Below are 21,209 nucleotides of genomic sequence, written 5' to 3'. Positions count from 1 at the left end.
CTTTATATTGTTCAGGCTAAACTAAGGGGTGGGTACAGCCCGGAAATGCACGACGGCGGTGTAAATTGAACGACCGTTTTCTGAACGGGTATGAACGTGGTGCTGAACATGATGAACCCCGAGCATCAAAGCTTCATTCTGATCGATCTTTTTTTGAATATCTGCCTCCAGCTGCTCGAGGGACAATGATTCAAAAAATTCGACCTTGTCCCGGATTGTTTGCAGGTTTAAGGACATATGTATTCTCCTTTGCGTTATAATGTACAAGGTAGTTTTACCAGTAAATATAATTGTAAATGATAAAGGTGGGTCCGCCAATGCGTTTAGGCATTATTGGAGCAATGGAAGAAGAAGTGGAGTATTTAAAAAGCTTAATGAAAAACGTTGAAGAAAAAGAAACCGGAGGCTGCTTTTTTTCTTTTGGCCGCTTAAACGGCCATGAAGTAATTCTTTTGCAGTCGGGTATTGGAAAAGTAAATGCAGCCATCGCCACCTCGCTTTTAATCGGGCTGTATAAGCCTGAAGCTGTAATTAATACAGGGTCAGCCGGAGGATTTAACCCGGACCTGTCTGTGGGTGATGTGGTGATATCCACAGAGGTCCGCTACAACGATGTGGATGCAACAGTATTTGGCTATGAATTCGGACAGGTGCCAAACATGCCGGCAGCTTATCCTGCAAGCCGGGAATGGATCGAGAAAGCAGAAGCCGCCGCTTCGCAGGTGGAGCTGAATACGCGGACGGGGCTGATTTTGTCCGGTGACTCGTTTATGAGTAAGACTGAGCAGGTAGACAGCTTAAAAGCTCACTTCGACGAGCCTCAATGTGCGGAAATGGAAGCAGGGGCAATTGCCCAGGTATGCTACCGGTTTTCCTGCCCCTTTGTAGTTATCCGTTCACTCAGTGATATTGCGGGCAAAGAAGCAAAGCAGTCCTACGATGAATTTTTAAAGCATGCTTCGAAGCAGTCGGCTGACATGGTGATTGCCCTTTTGGCGCAGGCATAGGTCGCCTTTTATTTTATTCAGAGGCGAAGGCTAACGAAGAAGAGAAACAGCATGCCGGATAATTTGTGCTGTCAGCCCCCAGATGACGACATTCTGGTAGTGATAGATAAACTGGGGCAGCGTTGTAGTGTTTGTACGGTACGTTTCTTCATTTGGTATTAATGAAGTGGGAAAAGTTTCTGAAAAACGCATGCCCATGTAAACATTATGCTTTTCGGGCTCGTGCTTTAAAAAGAAATCAAGCGGCACGGTGAACAGTTCGTCCACTTCTGAGGTATTAGGGGAAAAATCACCCGCGTAATCAACTTCCCCAATGTAGGGATAGACTATTCGCTGAAATGGCTGGACAACAACGTCCAAAGCTCCCCATACATCCATCGCGTGCGAGGGGATTCCGGTTTCTTCTTCAAATTCGCGAAGTCCTGCAGCAAGAGGAGTAGGATCGGAATCATCGATTTTTCCACCCGGGAAACATATTTCTCCCGGCTGCGACTGCAGCGACCATGCTCTGCGCTCAAACATTATATGATATTCATCGTGTAGTTGAAGCAGGGGTACTACTACCGCTGCTTTTCGCATATGCTCTTCGCCCATTATATCGGCAGAACGGGTGCGAATTCTGTTTTTCCAATAGCGGGCATTTTGCATAGTATCCTCCTTCTGGAGTATCATAGTTTTTCCTTCTCCTGAATGTGGTATACATACTTACAGGTACTATATTACAGGAGGGATAAAGATGTCAGAATCAGAACGTCTTAAAAATAAAGTAAAAAAAGAAAAAAAACAGGAGCCGGAGAAAAAGCCGGGGAATGAAGGACCGCCTGCGAGCAAGGAAGATCCAATTCCATTGGCAGATATGAAATACGAAGAAGAAGAAAACAGGAAAAAACATCATACGAAGAAACGCTCCGGCAGTGAAGACAAGGACGATTAATGCTGACGTGTAAATGAAATCCCGCTTCTCTACTGAAGCGGGATCATTTTATGCTGCACGGCACCGAAAAAGTTGAATATTATTTTTCGATATAGTGGTGGAACCAGTCGACCATGTGATTCAGCCGTTCGATTCGAAGAGCGGGAGGGCCGGAGCGGCTTAGTTCATGATTGGCTCCCGGGAAACGGAGAAACGAGACCGTTTTGTTTAAATATTTCATGTTAATAAACATCTGTTCCGCCTGTTCAATCGGGCAGCGGTAATCGTTTTCGCTGTGCATGATCAGTAAAGGCGTATGAATATCTTTGACGTAGCGGAGAGGGGAATGGTGCCAGAGCTTTTCCGGATCCTGATGGAGCGGCACACCGATCTCCCAGTCTGTAAAGAAAAAGCCGATATCACTCACCCCGTAAAAGCTGAGCCAGTTGGAAATGGAGCGCTGGGTGACGGCCGCTTTAAAGCGGTCAGTATGGCTGATCATCCAATTTGTCATAAAGCCGCCATAGCTTCCTCCGGTTACTCCCAGCCGATTGCGGTCAACAAACTCATAGCTTTCAACCGCATGGTCCAGAATCGCAAGCAGATCCTCGAAATCCTTTCCGCCATAATCCCGTCGGCAGGCATCGGCAAAGGCCTGGCCATAGCCGTGGCTTCCCCGGGGATTGCTGAACAGGACACCGTATCCCTCGGCAGCAAGCAGCTGAAACTCGTGAAAGAACGTGTGACCATACATAGCGTGGGGGCCGCCGTGAATTTCCAGAATCAGTGGGAAGCTCTGTCCTTCTTCATAATCAACAGGATACATTATCCATCCCTGAACGTCCCAATGATCGCCTGTACGGACAGAAAAGGTTTCGGGCAGGGAAAGATCAATCTCTTTTAAAAAGCTGGCGTTTACGTCTGTGAGCCGGACACGGCGTTTGTCCTCAAGTCGCCGGCTGTAAAAATCACCTGGGTTGGAAGGATCACTGATGCCGAGCACAAACTGTTCATTTTTGGGATGAAAGGAGAACGAGAAAACGTGGTTGTCCTCATCATGAACAGCGGTGATTTCATTATGCATATCCATCTGATACAAGCCGACTTTTCCGTTTTCGCTCGCTAAAAAGTAAATATGCTCCTGATCGCTCGACCATACGGGCTTATCAGAGGTATGACCGGTTCTGATATCGCCAATCATGTAGTCGCCTATTTGGACGTCCCACTTTAACGTCATTCCTTTTCGTTCTTTTGTTAATGGATTGATTAGCCAGATTTGATTAATCGTGGCGCTTTTATATTCCAATTCGTGACCAGTGCACGCTATCCAGGAGCCGTCGGGTGACCAGCTGGCATTAGTGAAGGTACCGGCAGAATCCGTGAGTTTGGAAATTTCTTTTGTTTCAATGTTTAGGGTATACAAATCCTGCACCGGGGAAATGTCTTCATCGCTGTTTCTGTTTGCTGAAAATACAATAAATTGACTGTCGGGAGACCAGTCAGGAGTGTGGTGATCGTAGCTGCCGTTAGTGAGCAGGGAACTCTCCTCGAGGTCGAATCGAAACAAACCAATGTGTGCGCGTCTGCCGTGATGAAAGCCCCGGCTGTCTGATTTATAACGGAGACGGTCAATTTTCACAGCAGAAGGAGAATTATTCGGAGAGTCTCCCTCCGTAGTAAAGATGTCTTCTTCAGGAGCCTGTTCCGTTTCAAACAGCAGCTTCTGGCTGTCCGGCGACCATACTGGATTGGAGGCGCCATGTTTAACGAAGGTAATCTGCTTTGGCTCTCCTCCTGAGGTGCTCATTATCCAAATTTGGTTAAGGCCCGAGCGGTCAGACACAAAAGCGAGGCTGGAGCCGTCCGGTGACCACCGCGGCGAAACATTTGTATAAGACCCAAACGTCCATTGAACAGGAACATCGTCTGTTAAATACTGCGTGTATATATTTGAATAGTAGCTGTTCGTATTACTTTGAATAGATTTTTGTACAAAAGCATACCGTTCGCCGTCTGAAGAAAGACGGGCATCATCCACGACGTGAATACGTTCTAAATCTGCTGCAGTTAAAGGTCTTTTCATAGACAAGGTAACGTCCTCCTCGTAGTATACCCGTGATCCCGTTCATTTTGGAAAGGTTTCACGTATGTAGGGTGCTTTTTTAGTATAGTAAAACGATTCGCAAAAAACAATTAAACTGCAGGAATGGAAGCCGAAGGAAAAAAGAATGGAAGAACATCTGACATACATAATGAAACCCATGCAGTAACTATGTACACTAATAAATAACAGGAGGCACATGCTTCGTTCCAACATTTAAATTGTTGCCTTTCGCAGGAACAATCGAAATGGATCAGCCAGTGTGGTTTTTCATTTTGGAGCAAGCCATTTCCTGTAGCCGTGAATAACAGGCTCTCCTTTAGGCATCACTCTCTCTCCCTTTGAAGCTGCAGGCACAAATGCCTGCAGCCTTTTTTTGTTCAGGGAATTTGAGGGGAAGACGGAGAAAAAACGCAGAGTAATTCCTACTCTGCGTCACTGCGTTCCTTGTATTCAAATATAATCGTATCGTGCTTCCGGCTGAAGCTGACGTGCAGATTGTGCGAGCGCAAATACCAGCTGTCTGCGTCTTCCACGAAAAAGGTGAGTCCTTCCTCCTCTGTCGTTACTGCCGGTCTCTCCGGTTTATCGAGAGCAATACCCATAGAAAATCCGGGATAGAGCTGCGGAGAGCCGCCGTAACGGACATAGAATCTTACGGAATCGCCGCTTTCCACATTTAGTTCTTCTTTCATCCATTTAATCGCTGGACGGGTAATTGTTATATCCATACGCAAGCTCCTTCAAAGAATGATATAGAATTGTTCCCTTATTCGCCCTGGAAGAAACACCAAAGAACCTCAAGAAAAAACAGCCCTCCTGATTTCAGAAGGGCTGTTTTTAAAATATTTATGTTAGTTTACAGCGTCTTTCAGCTGTTTACCTGGGCGAAACGCAGGGTTTTTCGTGGAAGGGATCTTAATTTCCGCGCCTGTTTGTGGGTTACGCCCTTTACGTGCAGCACGCTCGCGTACTTCAAAGCTTCCAAATCCAACTAACTGGATTTTGTCGCCTTTTTTCAAAGTTTCTGTGATGCTGTCAAAGACAGCGTCTACAGCTTTGGAAGCGTCTTTTTTCGAAAGCTCAGCCTGGTCTGAAACTGCGTTGATTAAATCCGTCTTGTTCATGAAAATACTCCCTTTCATTCCATAAATTTAGAGTCTTTCATACCAAATTAACTCATGAAAAGCCCGGTATGTCAACCCTTCCATTTATTTTTGTAGGTTTCTAAGAAGAAAAGCCAGGAATAAAGCAAGAATATTTTAAAAATACTTACATTATTCTGGTTTTTTTCTTAAACCCCATCATAACAAGGGTTTGATAAGAATTCCAGTATTTATGAGAAAAAGATTGAATATCAAAAAACCAGACCATATAAATGGTCCGGTTTTTCCTTAATGATGGTTATCGGTTTTCTCTTCATTGAAGGACCGGTTCTCTTTCCTGGATCGGCTGAGAGCGTCCTGGGAGCTCCCCTCCGCGAGTGGGACGCCGGCGTTATAAGCTGCCCTTGCGATCAAGTGTCCGCCCACAGGTGCTGTCACAAATACAAACACAAGGGTCAGCACGAAGCGGAGACTGAAGGTCTGCGTGTGTACCATGAAAAACAGAAAGGCGGCAAGCACAACACACAGTACTCCCAGAGTAGCCGCCTTCGTGGCAGCATGAGAACGTGTGAAAATATCCGGAAGACGAAGCAGACCGACAGCGCTTATGATGCTGAAAGCTGCTCCAAAAAGGGCAAGCAGTGCTACAATCCAATCAACGATCTCGGTCATGCTCAATCACAACACCCTTTTCGATATATTTAGCGAAGGCTACCGTGCCAATGAAGGCCAGTATCGCAAGCAGCAGCATAACTTCAATGAACGCGCTCGTATTTAAAATAATACAGAAGAGAGCTATTAAACTAATAAGCTGGATGCCAATAACGTCGAGGGCAATAACACGGTCCGGCATCGACGGACCTTGAAATACACGGTACAGCGTGAGCAGGATGGATATCGAAACAAGCGTTGCTGCTGTGATATAAATTATATTTAATATCATTATCTGCTGACCTCCCTAATCGCTTTTTCAAATGAATTGCGGATTTCCTTTTCAGCCGCTTCCACACTCTGCAGGTCCATCGCATGGATAAACAGCGAGCGGTTGTCCGGGGCTACTTCTACTACCAGGGTCCCCGGTGTAAGAGTGATTAAAAGCGACAGCAGCGTGACTTCCCATTCTTTTTCAAGAGTGGTTTCCATTTCAAAGATGCCTGGACTGATGTTTAATTTAGGACTAAGTATCTGCCGGGCAACAGAGAAGCTGGACAGTATTAATTCTTTAAAGAAGATAAGCATCAGCACCAGGGCTGCATAGACCCGGTGAAAATAAAGCCTCTCCCGGAAAAATCCTCTCATAAAATACAGGACTAGCAGGCCGAGGAAAAATCCGCTGATAAAGGATGCAAACGACCAGGCATCATTGATAATCATCCAAAGCAGAGCCATGGCAAGATTGATCATAACCTGAAAAGCCATTATGAATTCCCCCCTAACACAGCTTCAATATAGGCGTGGGGATTGATCAGCGTTTCTGCTGCACTTTCCACCAATGGATACATGATTTCGGCACCGAAGCCCATGAATGCAGAGAGCGCTACAAGAAATACGATGGGAGGCATCTGCGCTTTAATGCTGCCATGCTGTTCTGCATGGGTAAGCGTCGGTTCTCCCAAAAACCCCTGCAGGAAAATTCGTATGACGGAATACAATACAAGCAGACTTGCAACCATCATGACTGCTACGACAATATAATGACCGGCTTCGGCACCGCCGACCACAAGCATCAGCTTGCCGGGAAAGCCGCCGAGGGGCGGAATACCGGCAAGAGCGAGGGCGGAAATGAAAAACATCCAGGTGAGAAGCGGGTGGTGCTTAATAATTCCGCCCATACCTGAGAGCTTACTGGTGCCGGCTACAGTAATCAGCGCCCCAATAATCAGAAACAAGGCTGCTTTAATGACAATATCATGAAGCAAGTAGTATATGGCACCTATAAACGCATCGCTGTTCAGTGAAGCGACACCAAATAGGATAAATCCGACAGCTACAATAACATTGTATACTAAAATCAATTTCACATCTCTGTAAGCAATCGCGCCGATAACACCAACAATCATTGTCACCGCTGAAAGGACGAGAAGGATGGTGTGTGTAATGGCTGTATCTTCATTGAAGATAACAGAGTAGGTTCTAAAAATGCTGTAGATGCCGACCTTGGTCAAAAGAGCAGCAAATATCGCCCCGATGGCTGTCGGAGGCACCGAGTATGATCCAGGCAGCCAGAAATAAAGAGGAAATAATGCTCCTTTTAACCCAAACACGATCAAAAACAAAATGGCAATAACCGTAATGATCGGTTCAGAGCCGGCTTCACTGACACGTTCACTGAGCTGGGCCATGTTCAGCGTGCCCGTTACGGCGTACAGATATGCAACACCAATAACGAAAAAGGCGGAAGAAACAACGTTTACAATAACGTAGTTAAACGATTCCTTCAGCTGTGTTTTTGTACCGCCGTGGCCGATCAGAGCGTAAGAGGCTAAAAGAAGAACCTCGAAGCAGACGAACAGGTTGAAAATATCACCAGTCAGAAAGGCTCCGGACACACCGGCGATTAAAAACTGGAAAAAGGAGTAGTAGTAATATTTTTCCCGCTCCACTCCGATGGTGCTGAAGGAAAAATAAATAATAGGCATAGCGACAAAGGAAGTAGTTGTTGTTAAAAGCACTGCTAATGAATCTCCCACAAACACAATGCCAAATGGAGCTTCCCAGCCGCCGAGTTCAAGAGTCATGATTCCATTGGACAATATGTACGTAAGCAAAAAGATATTGACGCCAATCAGAATCAGGCTCGTAATAAATGCCCAGATGCGCTGCGCGGTGACATGCTTTGGGAAAAACAATGCCACGATCCCTGCGATGAGAGGGATAAGGACCGGAAGGATCAGCCAATTACTCATCAGTATCAGTTCCTCTCAGTTGGTCAGTCTCAGCCGCTCCGGTCACTTTGTACGTACGGTATCCTAAAACAAGAATAAAAGACGTTACTCCAAAGCTGATAACGATAGCTGTCAGTATCAGCGCCTGGGGAAGCGGGTCTACATAAGTGTCAGCTTCAAGGCCGAGCAGCGGAGGGGCCCCTGTCTTCAGCCCCGCCATGGTCAAAAGCAGCAGATGGGCGCCGTGGCTTAAAACTGAGCTGCCAATAATAATGCGGATTAAATTTTTCGTCAGTATTAAATACAAACCGACAGTAAATAAGAAGCCGGCAAGGATAGACATAATTATTTCCACTATTTATCCTCTCCGATCGTTTGAATAATAGTCATAGCCGTGCCGATAACAACCAGATAAACTCCTAAGTCGAAGGCAAGGGTTGTCGTCAGCCCCAGCTCACCCAGTACGGGAAAATGAAAATAACCGAAGGTCTGTGAAAGAAACGGTGCTGAGAAAAAGAACGAGCCTACGCCTGTACCAACAGCGAATACCAGGCCAATAGCTGTCATGATTTTGTAATCAATCGGCAGGGCCCGGTGGACGGTTTCCATATCAAAGGCGAGAAGGAGAAGAACTAAAGCAGCACTTGTCATCAATCCCCCGATAAAGCCGCCACCGGGCTCCTGATGGCCGTTGAAAAAGATATAGATTGCAAACAGAAAGATGAGAAATGAAATGAATTTTGTTACTGTCTGCAGGATAATGTCGTTGTACTTCATTTATTCTCACCTCCTGCGAGCCGTAATTTAATTAAGGAGTACACTCCGAGGGAAGCAATACCTAATACGAGAATTTCAAGCAGGGTATCAAAGCCCCGGAAGTCTACTAAGATAACGTTTACGACGTTATTGCCGCCTGCTTCCTTATAGCTGTTTTCCAAAAAGTAATCAGAAATAGCCGGAAACAGCCTGGTGCCGCTGGCAGAAAGTCCGATGAGAGTGACGGTGAGTCCGACTGCAACGGAGATGACAAAATTGGCCGCATGAAATTTCGTTTCCTTCAAAGCATCGAAAATCTGCGGAAAATGGTAGAAACAAAGCAAAAAGAGTGTCACCGAGACGGTCTCAATCGTCAATTGTGTCAGGGCAAGGTCCGGGGCACGGAACAATACGAAGAACAATGCTACCGTATAGCCGAGCACGCCCAGAGAAATGACCGCCTTCAACCGGGAGCGGGTGAACATAAGAATGAGGGAAGACCCCACCAGCACAAGAGAGAGTACTGCTTCATACGGGCTCACCGGAACCATATTTTCAACATCGATGGTAAATGCCCCAGTGCCGAAAAGAGAGAAAAGGAGCAGTACCACAGTGAAAGAGAAAATATATATAAAGTAATCTCTCACGAGCCCGGTCATGTGCCAGGACATTAAGGCGTGAGAAGAACGGTCGAGTCCTTCAAGAGAGCGGTTATACGCCTGGTTAAACAGACGGTTTTCCGGAAAGACAGCGTGCATTTTATTCCATTTCTGCAGCGCCAGGAAAATGCCCGTACCAAGCAGAACGACACCGATAGTCATAAACAGTTCAGGAGTAAAGCCGTGCCAGAAATAAATATCCACCCCAAACGACCCTGTCTGGGCAAGCTCAGGCATAATCGATGCCATGGCCGGTTCAATAATCGTAGGCACGAGCGTATTCGGGAAAAAGCCGATGAACACGACAAGCGCTACGAGAATGAGGGGAGACAAAAGCATGCCAAACGGAGCTTCGTGTGGCTTGGCTGGAAGCTTTTCCTTTTGAATTTTTCCGGTAAAGGTCCGGAAAACGATCATCATACAGTAAACAAAGGTGAAAACACTGGCTGTCCAGGCGACAATCGGAAGCAGAATACCAATGGATTCTGCGCCGTACTGCGGAAAGTGCGTAATTTCCACCATCGACATGAAAAACATTTCTTTACTTAAAAATCCATTGAACGGCGGCAGGCCGGCCATGGAAAAGCCGCCAATTACGGCGATTGTAAAGGAAATCGGCATCAGCGTCATGAGTCCTCCAAGCCGCCGTATATCCCGTGTGCCTGTTTCGTGATCAATAATACCCACCATCATAAACAGGCTTCCTTTGTAGGTGGCATGGTTAATTAAATGAAAAACAGCAGCTGCCACCGCAAGCGTATAGGCGTTGTTATCGACACTGTCATAGTGGAGCGCTGCAGCCCCGGCGCCGAGCATCGACAAAATCATACCGAGCTGACTGACCGTAGAGTACGCGAGGATGCCTTTTAAATCGGTCTGACGTATGGCAGAAAGCGATCCCCATATGAGAGTAAGAAGCCCAAAGCCGGTGACAAGCCAGAACCAATAGGCACTGACCGCAAACAATGGCGTCATGCGGGCCACCAAATAAATGCCCGCCTTTACCATTGTCGCAGAGTGCAGATAGGCACTGACCGGCGTCGGGGCTTCCATCGCATCCGGCAGCCAGATGTGAAATGGAAACTGGGCAGACTTTGTAAACGCCCCGAGCAGAATTAAAAGCATGGCCGGAAGAAACAGCGGACTGTCGGCAAGCTGGTCGGAAGCATCAAGAATGCCGCGTATGCTGTAGGTGCCGGTTACAGAAGCGATCAGTACAAAACCAACTAAAAGGGCAAAGCCGCCCATAACGGTAATAAGCAGTGATTTCAACGCACCGTAGCGTGATTTTTCTTTTGTATACCAATAAGAAATCAGCAGAAACGATGAAATACTGGTAATTTCCCAAAAGGTATACAAAACGATTAAATTATCTGACAACGTAAGGCCGAGCATAGCACCCATAAAAAGAAGCAGATATGTATAGAAATTATTCAACTGTTCCTTATGCTTATCCAGATAATAGATGGAATACAAAACAACGAGAGCTCCGATTCCTGTAATCAGGAGCGCAAATAAAAGACCGAGACCGTCCACATAGGCAATGTAATTGACACCTAAGGAGGGAATCCATTCGAATGTTTTCATGACGGAGCCCGTGCCGGAAACATCCGGAAGGTAGCTCAAAAAATAGCTGAAAAGAATAATAGGAATGATGAGTACGAACCATCCTGTATGTATACGCGGAATAAATTTATACAGAAGAGGCACCAGCACAGCAGCCAGAAACGGCGCAATGATGGCAAGATGTAAAATAGTAAACATGAAGAACCTCCTTGTTAGTTTCGGTCGCCACTGAATTCTTTTCACATTATAGCGTATATCTAAACGCCTTGCATTAGAAGCGAATCCCGGAAACAGCAATCATTTCAAACATATATATAGGAAGAGACAGGGGCGTATTTCACAATTTTTTTCAATATCGTATTACCATGTCTAAAGAAAATTGAAAAAAAAGCTTCTGACGGTTATACTTGCTGTTTGTACGGCATATGACGGAAACGGCGTTAAGTTATTGCGATATTTGGATAAGGATTTGTTAAAATAGAAGAAATAGGTGCGTCTAATATTACAGTCAGCTGCAGGCCGGAAGTTAAAGCAGGCCTGCTCGAAGGGGGACGGGATTTTGATTAAGCGATTTATGCCAAATGAATACCTGCCGAGTGTTTTAGATCTCGATCTGGAACATCTGCGTGAGAATAATATAAAAGGTATTATCACTGATTTGGATAATACTCTGGTAGAATGGGACCGGCCGGATATAACAAGCGAGCTTGATGATTGGTTTTTCTTTTTACAGGAGCAGGGTTTTCAGGTAACTATTGTTTCCAACAATTCCGAGCACCGTGTCCGCTCATTTTCAGAGCCAAACGGTATTCATTTCATCCATTCGGCTAAAAAGCCCATGGGCCGGGCGTTTCGAAAAGCGACCAGGCGGATGGGACTTAAAAAGCGTGAAGTGGTGGTAGTAGGAGACCAGGTCCTGACGGACGTGTTCGGGGGAAACCGGGCTGGATTTTATACAGTGCTGGTCGTTCCGGTAGCTCAAAACGACGGCTTCCTGACAAAAATCAACCGGAAGGTAGAACGACTGGTAATGAAGCGGTTAAAAGACAGAGGATTAATTCAATGGGAGGATACACAATGACCGAAGAGCTGCACTGCGCCGGATGCGGGGCGCCTATTCAAAATGAGGATAAAAATAAAGCCGGGTATGTCCCGACATCAGCGCTAGTAGACAGAGCGACAGTGATCTGCCAGCGTTGTTTTCGTTTGAAGCATTATAACGAAGTCCAGGATGTGGACATGGAGGATCAGGATTTCCGTGATAAACTGCATGAGCTTGGCAGAAAAAAGGCGCTTATTGTAAAAATCGTTGATGTGTTTGATTTTGAAGGCAGCTGGATTCCCGGCTTTCAAAGATACGTCGGAGATAACCCAGTGCTGCTGATGGTGAACAAAACGGATCTGCTGCCGCACTCTTTAAATGAAAATAAGCTTCTCCACTGGATTCGCCGCCAGGCAAAGCAGCAGGGGTTAAAGCCGAAGGACGTTGTTTTGCTGAGTGCCAAAAATAAACAGGGTATCCAGGAAGCCGCTTCAAGTATTGAAGAGCTGAGAAACGGCCGGGACGTGTATGTCACCGGATGTACAAATGTTGGTAAATCGACATTTATTAACGCACTGATTGCTGAATTCGGCGAAAATGAAGAGCAGGATATCACCACTTCTCATTTTCCGGGAACGACGCTTGATATGATTGAAGTCCCTTTAGACGAGCAGACGAGTCTGTATGATACTCCCGGCCTTATCAATGATAAGCAGTTCGGGCGCAAACGGAGCCTCAAGGAGCGAAAAGAATTCATTCCGGAAAAGGAATTAAAGCCGAAAGTGTACCAGCTTGAAAGCGGACAGACAATATTTGTCGGCGGTTACGTACGAATGGATTTTGTCGAAGGTGACCCTAATTCATTTGTGGTGTTTATGTCCAACCGGCTTCCGGTGCACCGCACCAAGCAGGATAACGCTGACCGCCTCCATCCGGACAGAGTCGGGGATGTATTAACGCCGCCGTACCGCGTGGAGGACGCGCCGGAATTAACGAAGCACCGGATTGAAATTAAAGAGGAAAAGACAGACATTGTGGTGCAGGGGCTCGGGTGGATTACGGTAACAAACCCCCGTGCTTCCGTAGATATTTACGTGCCGGTCGGCACAGGAGTATCAAAACGGGAGGCGGTGATTTAATTGCCAAAAACGCTGCTCGGCTTAATCGGCCATCCGCTCGGGCATTCGCTGTCCCCGCAAATGCATAATGAGCAGTTTGGGAGGCTCGGTATCGACGGGTACTACCATTTGTTTGATATACAAGAAGAAGAGCTGGAGAAAGGCGTACAGGCCCTTCGGCAGCTCGGCGCTGCCGGCTTTAACATTACCATCCCCCACAAAGTGAATGTGATGAACTATATCGACAGGCTTGATCCCTCGGCCGAAAAAATCGGCGCGGTGAACACTGTCGTAAGAGAAAAGGATGCCCTTGTCGGCTATAATACGGACGGGGAAGGCTATCTTGAATCTTTACTGGCCATACGTTCATTGGATCAAATAAAAAATGCCAGGATCCTCGTGATTGGAGCGGGCGGGGCAGCGCGGGCAGTATGCTATGCCTTAAGCCTGCGGGATCCTGAAAGTATTACTATCGTGAACCGCACGCAGGAAAAGGCAGAACAGCTGAAAAGCCATCTGAAAAATGCAGCCGCTGTCAGGGTAGCAGCGAAAGAAGAAGCAGAAAGCAGAAATCATGAATTCGATATACTGATTAACACGACTTCGATTGGGATGAGCCCTGAGATCAATAAGTCCCCCTGGTCTCTCGAAAATGTAAAAGCTTCTGCATTGTGCAGCGACCTCATCTATAACCCGTGGGAAACCAGATGGTTAAAGGATGCCCGGGAGGCCGGACTCGATACATTGAATGGAAGTGGAATGTTTGTTAATCAGGGAGCGCTTGCGTTTAAGTACTGGACAGGAAAAGAACCGGACCGTCAAGCAATGCAGGCGCTTGTTGAAGATCATCTAAAAGGAGAAAATAATGCTTAATAATAAACAAAAGCGTACATTGCGCAGAGAAGCACATTCGTTAAAGCCGCTTTTTCAAATTGGAAAAGAAGGCATGAATGAACAAATTATTACACACGTGGACGAAGCGATTGAAAAAAGAGAAATTTTGAAAGTAAACCTTCTGCAGAACTGCATGGAGGATAAGCATGAAGTGGCATCTGAGCTTGCCGAAGGTACAGGAGCCGAAGTCGTGCAGGTGATTGGAAACACGATCGTACTGTACCGTAGATCGAAAGACAATCCTGGGATTGAACTTCCAAAGTAAACAAGGAGAGCCTATTATGAGTGAACGTATCGGCCTGTTCGGAGGCACATTTGACCCGCCGCATTTAGCTCATCTGATTATGGCGGAAGAGGCAAAAAATGCATTAAATCTGGATGAAGTCTGGTTTATCCCAGTTCACACACCACCGCATAAGCAAAGAGAGAATATGATTGCCGGGGAAGAGCGTCTGATGCTTGTAGAAGCAGCAATTGAAGATAACGCCGGGTTTCGCACCTCCTCCGTGGAGATTGAACGCGGCGGGCCCTCGTATACAATCGATACAGTACGTTACTTTAAAGAGCAGGCACCGGGAACGGAGTTTTTCTTTTTGATCGGTGGCGATATGGCAGATCAGATGGATAAGTGGAAGGACATCGAGAAGCTGCGCAGGCTGGTCGAATTTGTATTTGTGAACCGCCCCGGCTACAACGGTCATAAGCCTTCGTGGCTGACTCAGGTGGAAGCTCCTACGATGCACGTTTCTTCTTCGATGATACGCCGCCGGCTCAGGGACGGCGAAACTGTCCGCTATATTGTGCCGGGTAATGTATTAAAAGAGATTGAGAGGAAAAAACTGTATGGACAAAAATGAAGCCCTTCAAATCGTTAAAGAACAATTGACAGAAAGCAGATACAAGCACACGCTCGGTGTCCGGGAGGCCGCTTTATATTTGGCAGAACGGTTTGATATCGATTATAATAAAGTAGAGATAGCAGCTATTTTGCATGACTATGCTAAATACCGTCCTGTCGATGAGATGCGTGAGCTGCTCCGCGGGAAAGAAGAAGCCGGCAGGTTTATCGCCTATGGGGACGAACTGCTTCATGCCCCGGCTGGAGCTTACTTCATTCAGACAGAAGCCGGGATTGCAGACGCGGATATTGTTTCTTCTATTTATTGGCATACAACCGGAAAACCAGACATGACCGCTTATGAAAAGGTGCTGTTTTTAGCGGATTATATAGAACCAAACCGGACATTTCCTGGTGTGGAAGAAGTCCGGGAGGCGGCAGAATCAGATATAGATGCTGCCATCGTGATGGCTCTTGGAAACACGATTCAATTTTTAATTTCAAAAAATGTTCCTGTATTTCCAGATACGCTTGCCGCATACAACGATCTGGTGATGGAACGCAAATAATGGAGGTCTGTAGATGAACGAAAAAGAACTGCTTGAATTAGCGGTACAAACTGCTGACAGCAAGAATGCACATGGTATCGTTGCACTGGACATGAGAGGTGTTTCGCCGGTCGCAGATTATTTTGTTATCGGACACGGCACATCAGAAAAGCAGGTCCAGGCAATTGCCACAGAATTGAAAAAGGCTGCACACAAGCAGGGCCTCGACGTCCAGAGGCTTGAAGGATATAACGAAGCAAAGTGGGTGCTGATCGATCTCGGGGACGTCGTCGTGCACATTTTTCATGAAGACGAAAGAGATTATTACAACCTTGAAAAATTATGGGGCGATGCTGTCTACGTGGAACTCGGAACGGTACTTTCCCAGTAACAATAAACGCCTGAAAGGCCTGAAAAATCAGGCCTTTTTCTAATTTAAACGAAGGGAAGTGCAGGATGACTCACTCAATGTATAACGGCTTTGCCGAAGTGTATGACCGGCTGATGGCAGAGGCTCCGTACGATGCCTGGAAAGAGGCTGTATTAAAAGAAGCTCCGGCGAGGAGCGCAAGGATGCTTGAGCTTGGATGTGGTACAGGCGAGATCGTGAAACGTCTTTACAGCGAAGGCTTCCGGGCCGACGGCATGGATCTTTCAGCAGACATGCTTGCAGTGGCAGCGCAGAAATGGAATGCTTCAGGAGAAAGACCTGTATTGTTTCAGCAGGATATGAGGTTTCTGGATACGCCAAATATGTATCAGCTTATTTTTTGTTTTTGTGATTCCCTGAACTATTTAACGGCGCCGGAGGATGTTAAATCCACCTTTACCGGTGTTTATAACCATCTCGAAGCAGGCGGGATTTTTATGTTTGACGTCCATTCCATTCACTACATAGAGGATATTTTGTCTGAGGTCTCTTTTGCGGACAACGATGAAGAGGTGTCTTTTATATGGGATGTGTATCCCTCGGAACAAACCTGGGAAGTCGAGCATGAGCTGACTATCTTTTCAAAAAATGCAGACGGCACCTACAGTCGGTATGATGAAGATCATGTTCAGCGGACGTTTGCTGTTAATGAATACAAAGAGTGGCTCGAGGAAGCTGGCTTTTCGAATGTTCGTATTACAGCCGACTTTACAGCTGATTTTCCAGAGGAAGAAAGCGAGCGCATATTCTTTTTGGCGAAAAAAACAGACAAATAGTGTAAAATATTGTAATATATAGAAGCAACTACTCTCCTCTGTATTATGGGAGCCCTGCTCCCTTCCCCCTTCCCGATTTTCCCTTTACCCATTGAACAAATAAAAAGAATCTGGAGTTGATGCTTTCTTTGACGAGCCGTTGGAAATTAATTGCAGTCAGCGCCGGCGGAGCCGTGTGCCTTGGAATTATGTTTCTATTATTCTGGAGTGGAATACCCAGGGAACAGGCGGAAACGCAGGAAGCTGTTCCGTGGGAAAATCAATTGGATGAAAACGAGCAGGAAAAGACATCAGGAAGTGATTCTGATAAAGAAACCGAAGATCCCGACATAGAAGTCCGTGTCGATGTAAAAGGCGAAGTGCATGCCCCGGGTGTTTATACCCTTCAGGCAGATGAGAGAGTGGAAGAAGCGATTCAGAAGGCAGGCGGAATCACTGACAGGGCGGATATGCTTCAGGTGAATCTTGCAGAAAGAATAGAGGATGAGATGGTCATTCACATACCCGGAGAAGGGGAAGAAGCAATTACCGGCCCGGTTGAAGAAAGCAGTGGTGAAGGGGCTCTGGTCAATGTGAATGAGGCGGAGCAGGTGGATTTGGAAACCGTACCAGGGATCGGCCCGGCAAAAGCCGCAGCTATTTTAAGCTATCGGGAAGAAAACGGTTCCTTTGAAACGATAGAAGAATTGTCCAATGTGAGCGGAATTGGGGAAAAGACAGTGGAACAGCTGCGGGATTACATTTCTCTCTAATATTTACTTTTCGAAATAGTCTGATAAAGTTAAGGGAGAAAAACTATTGCTTCAAGAGAAAGGAGCTTTCCCGTGGAAGAACATAAAGACTGGAAACTTGAAACACTTTCCGTACATGCCGGCCAGGTCCCTGATCCGGCCACTAACGCAAGAGCGGTGCCTATTTATCAGACAACGTCCTATGAATTTAACGATACCGACCATGCCGCAGATTTATTCGGCCTTCAGGAGTTTGGAAACATTTACACCCGAATCATGAATCCAACCTCCGATGTGTTCGAAAAACGAATGGCTGCTCTGGATGGAGGCATTGGTGCGCTCGCTACTGCAAGCGGCAGCTCCGCCATTCATATTGCCGTTTTGAACATTTGCAGCGCCGGGGATGAAATTGTCGCTTCGAGCGGTTTGTACGGCGGAACGTATAACATGTTTATGCATACGCTTCCGAAAATGGGCATTCAGGTCCACCTTGTGGATGGTACTGACCCGCAAGCGTATGAGGAAAAGATAAATGAAAATACAAAATTAATATTCAGCGAAATTATTGGAAATCCCAATGGCAATGTACTCGATATCGAAAAAATTGCCGGGGTGGCTCACGATAACGGCCTGCCTTTAATAGTGGATGCGACGACAGTAACACCTATTTTATGCCGGCCCATTGACTACGGGGCGGATATTGTCGTTCATTCGGCCACGAAATTTATAGGAGGGCACGGCACCACTATTGGCGGCGTGATTGTGGACAGTGGAAAGTTCAACTGGAATAACGGCAAATTCCCTGGTCTTACAGAGCCGGACCCAAGCTATCACGGCGTTGTCTTTACCGAAGCGGCTGGAGAAATGGCTTATATTTTAAAAGCACGCGTGCAGCTGCTGCGTGATTTAGGGCCGGCAATCTCTCCAATGAACTCGTTTTTGCTTCTGCAGGGTCTTGAAACACTTCATCTGCGAATGGAGCGCCACTGTGAAAACGCCGAAAAGACAGCGTCATTTCTGGAGCAGCATGAGCTGGTGGACTGGGTGAACTACCCGGGGCTTTCTTCGCATGATACGTATGCTACAGCAAAAAAATACCTCCCGAAAGGAAAAGGGGCCATTTTGACCTTTGGTATCAAGGGTGGGCTTGCCGAAGGGAAAAAATTTATCGAGGCCTGTAATCTGCATTCGCACGTAGCGAATGTCGGAGACGCAAAGTCATTAGTTATTCATCCGGCAAGTACCACGCATCAGCAGCTTTCTGAGGAGGATCAGCACGCAGCAGGGGTATCGGCAGACCTTATCCGGGTTTCTGTCGGCATCGAACATATAGACGACATTCTCCGGGATTTAGAAGAAGCTCTCCAGGAAAGCCAGAAATAAACCACGAACGACAAAGCCTGCCTCGCGGGGCAGGCCCTTTCTTTTTTTCCTTTTTTCTATTCTAGTATGTAACAAATAGGGGGTGAAAACGATCCCCGTCCTTTGGATACTTATATCTATGACAGCCCCGGTCGGAATGCTGCTCCGCGGAGACTTCTGGGTGTGGGGGATTATTTGGTTTTGCTTCGGCGCTGGATGGATAATGCTTCGGCGCTTTGGGATATTTGCTGCCGGTACAGCGCTGATGCTCGTTTTTGCCGGAAGCTCCTGGTACTGGGTGGAACACAACGATTCTTTTTTTGACGGCACCGAGACTGAAATTACCGGCACCATAGCTTCGCCTTTAATGTATGACGGCGGCAGAGCCCGTTTTGATCTGCGGACGGATCAAGGAGAGACTGTGCCGGTTACGTGGTGGTTTGACACTGAAGAAGAACTGCAGCAGAGCAAAAATCTCCTCCCGGGAGAGCAGTGCCGATGGAGCGGGGAAATGAAGGGACCATCGGCTGCTGGCAATCCCGGCGGGTTCAGCTATCAGACTTATCTGTACTGGGAAAAAATGCATTGGCTGTTTACGGTGGAAAACAGTCAGAACGTGGAATGCTTTGCACGATCGGGGGGAGCTGTGGACAACCTCGAGCGGTTCCGTGCCCTTCAGATGCAGCGGATTGAAGGGTTCTTTCCCGAACAGGCCGGTGGGCTGGCGGTTTCTCTGCTGTTTGGAGACCGCACGTCAATGGCCGGGGAGGTGGAGGAAGCATACCGCTCGCTCGGTCTTGTGCATGTGCTCGTCGTTTCCGGCATGCATGTTGCCATTGTCAGCGGAGCTGTATTTTTTTTGCTGAAACGAATCGGCGTGACGAAAGAACGCTCCTATACGGTGGTCCTCTGCCTTCTCCCTGTATATGCTGTTCTGACCGGAGGGGCTCCCTCGGTGCTTCGTGCGGCCCTTGCTGCGGGATTGTTCATTGGATGGCAGAAATGGGGGCCTCGCGGACGGCGCATGGATCCGGTAATTATTCTTTTGACGGTGATGGGGACTATGCTTGTCCTTAATCCGGGCTATCTTTTTCATATCGGTTTTCAGCTTTCCTTTTTATTAAGCGGGCATCTGCTTCTTTGCAGAAAAAGAATGGCAGCCACCGGGAAATGGATGAATATGATCTGGGTCGCCGGTTCATCGATGCTTGTCTCTCTCCCTGTAATTCTATGGAATTTTTATCAATTTTCTCTTTGGAATGTACTTATTAATTTTCTATTCACTCCGATTCTTTTATTCCTCGTCCTCCCCTTTTTATTTTTGAATTATCTTCTCTCCTTTTTTATTGCTTCTCCTCCCGAAATCTTTTCTTTAGTGTTTTCAGGAATCGATTGGATGCACGAGCTTTTTATCTATCTGGCGGGTATGTCCTGGTCGACGGTGCTTCTCGGAAAACCGGGGCTTGTTTTTACCGTTGTATACGCGGCGGGATGCACAGTGTTTATTACGGCGTGGAATAAAAATATGCGAAAGGCAGCTGTGTGTCTGTCAGCAGCAGTCATGCTTGCGGCAGCAGTCTGGCAGTGGACAGCTCCTTACATGGACGGCCGGGGAAGAGTAACATACCTTGACGTCGGGCAGGGGGACAGCACAGTAATCGAACTGCCTTACCGGCAGGGGGTGATTGTTGTTGACGGAGGCGGGCGGGTAAGCTTTAACGACGAAGAGTGGCAGGAGCAGGAGTCTCCCTTTGATCCCGGTAAGGCAGTCGTCGCGGAATACTTAAAATACCGGGGAATACGAAAATTGAACACAGTAGTGGCGACGCACGGTGACGCCGATCATGTGAATGGTCTGAAATACGTGGTGGAGCATGTACCGACAGATGAACTCTGGTACGGCAGAAGTGCCCATTACGAGGACGGGGAACAGGAGCTTTTGGCAGCGTTTGACGAGAACACAGATATCAGGCTCGTCGGAGGCGGGGAAAGCTACCATATCGGGGGGACCCCTTTTTATGTGCTGCATCCCAAGGGGGAGTGGGAGGATAAAAACGATCGTTCTGTTGTCCTGTATTTTGAGCTGGGGGGAAAACGGTGGCTGCTGACCGGGGACGTTTCCACTGAACAGGAGAAACGGATAATGCAGACTTATCCCGGACTCCAGGTTGATGTTTTAAAAACAGGCCATCATGGCAGCAGCACGTCCACAGACGAAGATTTCGTGGCAGCGGTGCAGCCGGAGCATGCGGTTATATCAGCGGGCTACTGCAACCGCTTTGGCCATCCTCATCCAGAGCCTCTCGAAATACTGGAAGAAGCGGGAGTGAACGTATGGCGTACGGATCTTCAGGGAGCCATTCAGTTTATTACCTCTTCCCGGGAGAAGCCCGGTATACGTACGGCAAGAGAGGAAATGCTTCCAGCGTGCAATTAAGTCAGTGTTTCTCGTAGGAATGAGAAAGAAAATACGATAA

25 protein-coding genes are annotated in these 21,209 nt (G+C 47.1%); 13 read left to right on the top strand and 12 right to left on the bottom strand.

Annotation, left to right across the window (positions count from 1 at the left end):
- Positions 1-21: 21 nt before the first annotated feature.
- The gene (locus Q0757_RS12990; RefSeq protein ID WP_298788012.1) at positions 22-237 is read right to left on the bottom strand and encodes a DUF2536 family protein; all 216 of its coding nucleotides are present in this window, start codon (positions 235-237) and stop codon (positions 22-24) included.
- A gap of 80 nt (positions 238-317) precedes the next feature.
- Here Q0757_RS12990 and mtnN point away from each other — a divergent pair, with 80 nt between their 5' ends.
- Positions 318-1,007 carry a 5'-methylthioadenosine/S-adenosylhomocysteine nucleosidase gene (gene mtnN, locus Q0757_RS12985; RefSeq protein ID WP_298788010.1) on the top strand — a complete coding sequence of 230 codons (690 nt, stop codon included), beginning with the start codon at positions 318-320 and terminating at the stop codon, positions 1,005-1,007.
- A 30-nt stretch (positions 1,008-1,037) separates the two neighbouring features.
- On the opposite strand, the gene Q0757_RS12980 is transcribed toward mtnN, so the two are convergent.
- On the bottom strand, positions 1,038-1,679 hold the full coding sequence (locus tag Q0757_RS12980) for a CoA pyrophosphatase (RefSeq protein WP_298788008.1): 642 nt from the start codon (positions 1,677-1,679) through the stop codon (positions 1,038-1,040).
- A gap of 64 nt (positions 1,680-1,743) precedes the next feature.
- Between Q0757_RS12980 and Q0757_RS12975 the strand changes: the two genes are divergently transcribed.
- Positions 1,744-1,941: a hypothetical protein gene (locus Q0757_RS12975; RefSeq protein ID WP_298788006.1), complete on the top strand. Its 198-nt coding sequence runs from the start codon at positions 1,744-1,746 to the stop codon at positions 1,939-1,941.
- Positions 1,942-2,020: 79 nt separating this feature from the next.
- On the opposite strand, the gene Q0757_RS12970 is transcribed toward Q0757_RS12975, so the two are convergent.
- The 10 genes from Q0757_RS12970 to Q0757_RS12925 all read right to left on the bottom strand — a co-directional run bounded on the left by Q0757_RS12970 (position 2,021) and on the right by Q0757_RS12925 (position 11,191).
- On the bottom strand, positions 2,021-4,003 hold the full coding sequence (locus Q0757_RS12970; RefSeq protein WP_298788194.1) for a S9 family peptidase: 1,983 nt from the start codon (positions 4,001-4,003) through the stop codon (positions 2,021-2,023).
- 443 nt (positions 4,004-4,446) lie between these two features.
- Positions 4,447-4,752 (bottom strand): HesB/YadR/YfhF family protein, encoded by a 306-nt coding sequence (locus Q0757_RS12965; protein ID WP_298788004.1) that lies wholly within the window; start codon positions 4,750-4,752, stop codon positions 4,447-4,449.
- A gap of 123 nt (positions 4,753-4,875) precedes the next feature.
- Positions 4,876-5,148 (bottom strand): HU family DNA-binding protein, encoded by a 273-nt coding sequence (locus tag Q0757_RS12960; RefSeq protein WP_022793829.1) that lies wholly within the window; start codon positions 5,146-5,148, stop codon positions 4,876-4,878.
- A gap of 267 nt (positions 5,149-5,415) precedes the next feature.
- Positions 5,416-5,799, bottom strand: coding sequence for a monovalent cation/H(+) antiporter subunit G (gene mnhG, locus Q0757_RS12955; RefSeq protein ID WP_298788001.1), 384 nt, complete (start codon positions 5,797-5,799; stop codon positions 5,416-5,418).
- Entirely contained in the window at positions 5,783-6,070 is a 288-nt protein-coding gene (locus Q0757_RS12950; RefSeq protein WP_298787999.1) for a Na(+)/H(+) antiporter subunit F1, read from the bottom strand. The genes mnhG and Q0757_RS12950 overlap by 17 nt, the downstream gene beginning before the upstream one ends.
- A complete protein-coding gene (locus Q0757_RS12945; RefSeq protein WP_298787997.1) occupies positions 6,070-6,546 on the bottom strand; it encodes a Na+/H+ antiporter subunit E in 477 nt (158 codons plus the stop codon). The genes Q0757_RS12950 and Q0757_RS12945 overlap by 1 nt, the downstream gene beginning before the upstream one ends.
- Positions 6,546-8,033, bottom strand: a complete 1,488-nt coding sequence (locus Q0757_RS12940) for a Na+/H+ antiporter subunit D (RefSeq protein WP_298787995.1) — start codon at positions 8,031-8,033, stop codon at positions 6,546-6,548. Before Q0757_RS12940 ends, Q0757_RS12945 begins: the two co-directional genes overlap by 1 nt.
- Positions 8,026-8,367, bottom strand: coding sequence for a Na(+)/H(+) antiporter subunit C (locus Q0757_RS12935; protein ID WP_022793834.1), 342 nt, complete (start codon positions 8,365-8,367; stop codon positions 8,026-8,028). The genes Q0757_RS12940 and Q0757_RS12935 overlap by 8 nt, the downstream gene beginning before the upstream one ends.
- Positions 8,367-8,789 carry a Na(+)/H(+) antiporter subunit B gene (locus Q0757_RS12930; RefSeq protein WP_298787993.1) on the bottom strand — a complete coding sequence of 141 codons (423 nt, stop codon included), beginning with the start codon at positions 8,787-8,789 and terminating at the stop codon, positions 8,367-8,369. Before Q0757_RS12930 ends, Q0757_RS12935 begins: the two co-directional genes overlap by 1 nt.
- Complete coding sequence (locus Q0757_RS12925) at positions 8,786-11,191, bottom strand: Na+/H+ antiporter subunit A (RefSeq protein WP_298787991.1); 2,406 nt, start codon at positions 11,189-11,191, stop codon at positions 8,786-8,788. Before Q0757_RS12925 ends, Q0757_RS12930 begins: the two co-directional genes overlap by 4 nt.
- A 364-nt stretch (positions 11,192-11,555) precedes the next feature.
- Between Q0757_RS12925 and Q0757_RS12920 the strand changes: the two genes are divergently transcribed.
- The 11 genes from Q0757_RS12920 (at position 11,556) to Q0757_RS12870 (ending at position 21,169) form a co-directional block, all read left to right on the top strand.
- Positions 11,556-12,074: a YqeG family HAD IIIA-type phosphatase gene (locus Q0757_RS12920; RefSeq protein WP_298788193.1), complete on the top strand. Its 519-nt coding sequence runs from the start codon at positions 11,556-11,558 to the stop codon at positions 12,072-12,074.
- Positions 12,071-13,174 carry a ribosome biogenesis GTPase YqeH gene (gene yqeH, locus Q0757_RS12915; RefSeq protein WP_298787989.1) on the top strand — a complete coding sequence of 368 codons (1,104 nt, stop codon included), beginning with the start codon at positions 12,071-12,073 and terminating at the stop codon, positions 13,172-13,174. The genes Q0757_RS12920 and yqeH overlap by 4 nt, the downstream gene beginning before the upstream one ends.
- Entirely contained in the window at positions 13,175-14,026 is an 852-nt protein-coding gene (gene aroE, locus Q0757_RS12910; protein ID WP_298787987.1) for a shikimate dehydrogenase, read from the top strand. It abuts the gene before it with no gap.
- Entirely contained in the window at positions 14,019-14,312 is a 294-nt protein-coding gene (gene yhbY / locus Q0757_RS12905) for a ribosome assembly RNA-binding protein YhbY (RefSeq protein WP_298787985.1), read from the top strand. Before aroE ends, yhbY begins: the two co-directional genes overlap by 8 nt.
- Positions 14,313-14,328: 16 nt before the next feature.
- Complete coding sequence (locus tag Q0757_RS12900; RefSeq protein WP_298787983.1) at positions 14,329-14,904, top strand: nicotinate-nucleotide adenylyltransferase; 576 nt, start codon at positions 14,329-14,331, stop codon at positions 14,902-14,904.
- Positions 14,891-15,454, top strand: coding sequence for a bis(5'-nucleosyl)-tetraphosphatase (symmetrical) YqeK (yqeK, locus tag Q0757_RS12895; protein WP_298787981.1), 564 nt, complete (start codon positions 14,891-14,893; stop codon positions 15,452-15,454). Before Q0757_RS12900 ends, yqeK begins: the two co-directional genes overlap by 14 nt.
- Positions 15,455-15,467: 13 nt before the next feature.
- Positions 15,468-15,824, top strand: coding sequence for a ribosome silencing factor (gene rsfS / locus Q0757_RS12890; RefSeq protein WP_298787979.1), 357 nt, complete (start codon positions 15,468-15,470; stop codon positions 15,822-15,824).
- Between the two features lie 65 nt (positions 15,825-15,889).
- Entirely contained in the window at positions 15,890-16,639 is a 750-nt protein-coding gene (locus Q0757_RS12885; protein WP_298787977.1) for a class I SAM-dependent methyltransferase, read from the top strand.
- Between the two features lie 128 nt (positions 16,640-16,767).
- Positions 16,768-17,391, top strand: coding sequence for a helix-hairpin-helix domain-containing protein (locus Q0757_RS12880; protein ID WP_298787976.1), 624 nt, complete (start codon positions 16,768-16,770; stop codon positions 17,389-17,391).
- Between the two features lie 72 nt (positions 17,392-17,463).
- Complete coding sequence (locus tag Q0757_RS12875; RefSeq protein WP_298787974.1) at positions 17,464-18,753, top strand: homocysteine synthase; 1,290 nt, start codon at positions 17,464-17,466, stop codon at positions 18,751-18,753.
- A gap of 118 nt (positions 18,754-18,871) precedes the next feature.
- Positions 18,872-21,169: a DNA internalization-related competence protein ComEC/Rec2 gene (locus tag Q0757_RS12870; protein ID WP_298787972.1), complete on the top strand. Its 2,298-nt coding sequence runs from the start codon at positions 18,872-18,874 to the stop codon at positions 21,167-21,169.
- Positions 21,170-21,209 lie beyond the last annotated feature (40 nt).

Origin of the sequence: uncultured Marinococcus sp. (genome assembly GCF_947493875.1) — a bacterium.
GTDB lineage: Bacteria > Bacillota > Bacilli > Bacillales > Marinococcaceae > Marinococcus.
This window is presented reverse-complemented; position numbering and strand designations above follow the sequence as displayed.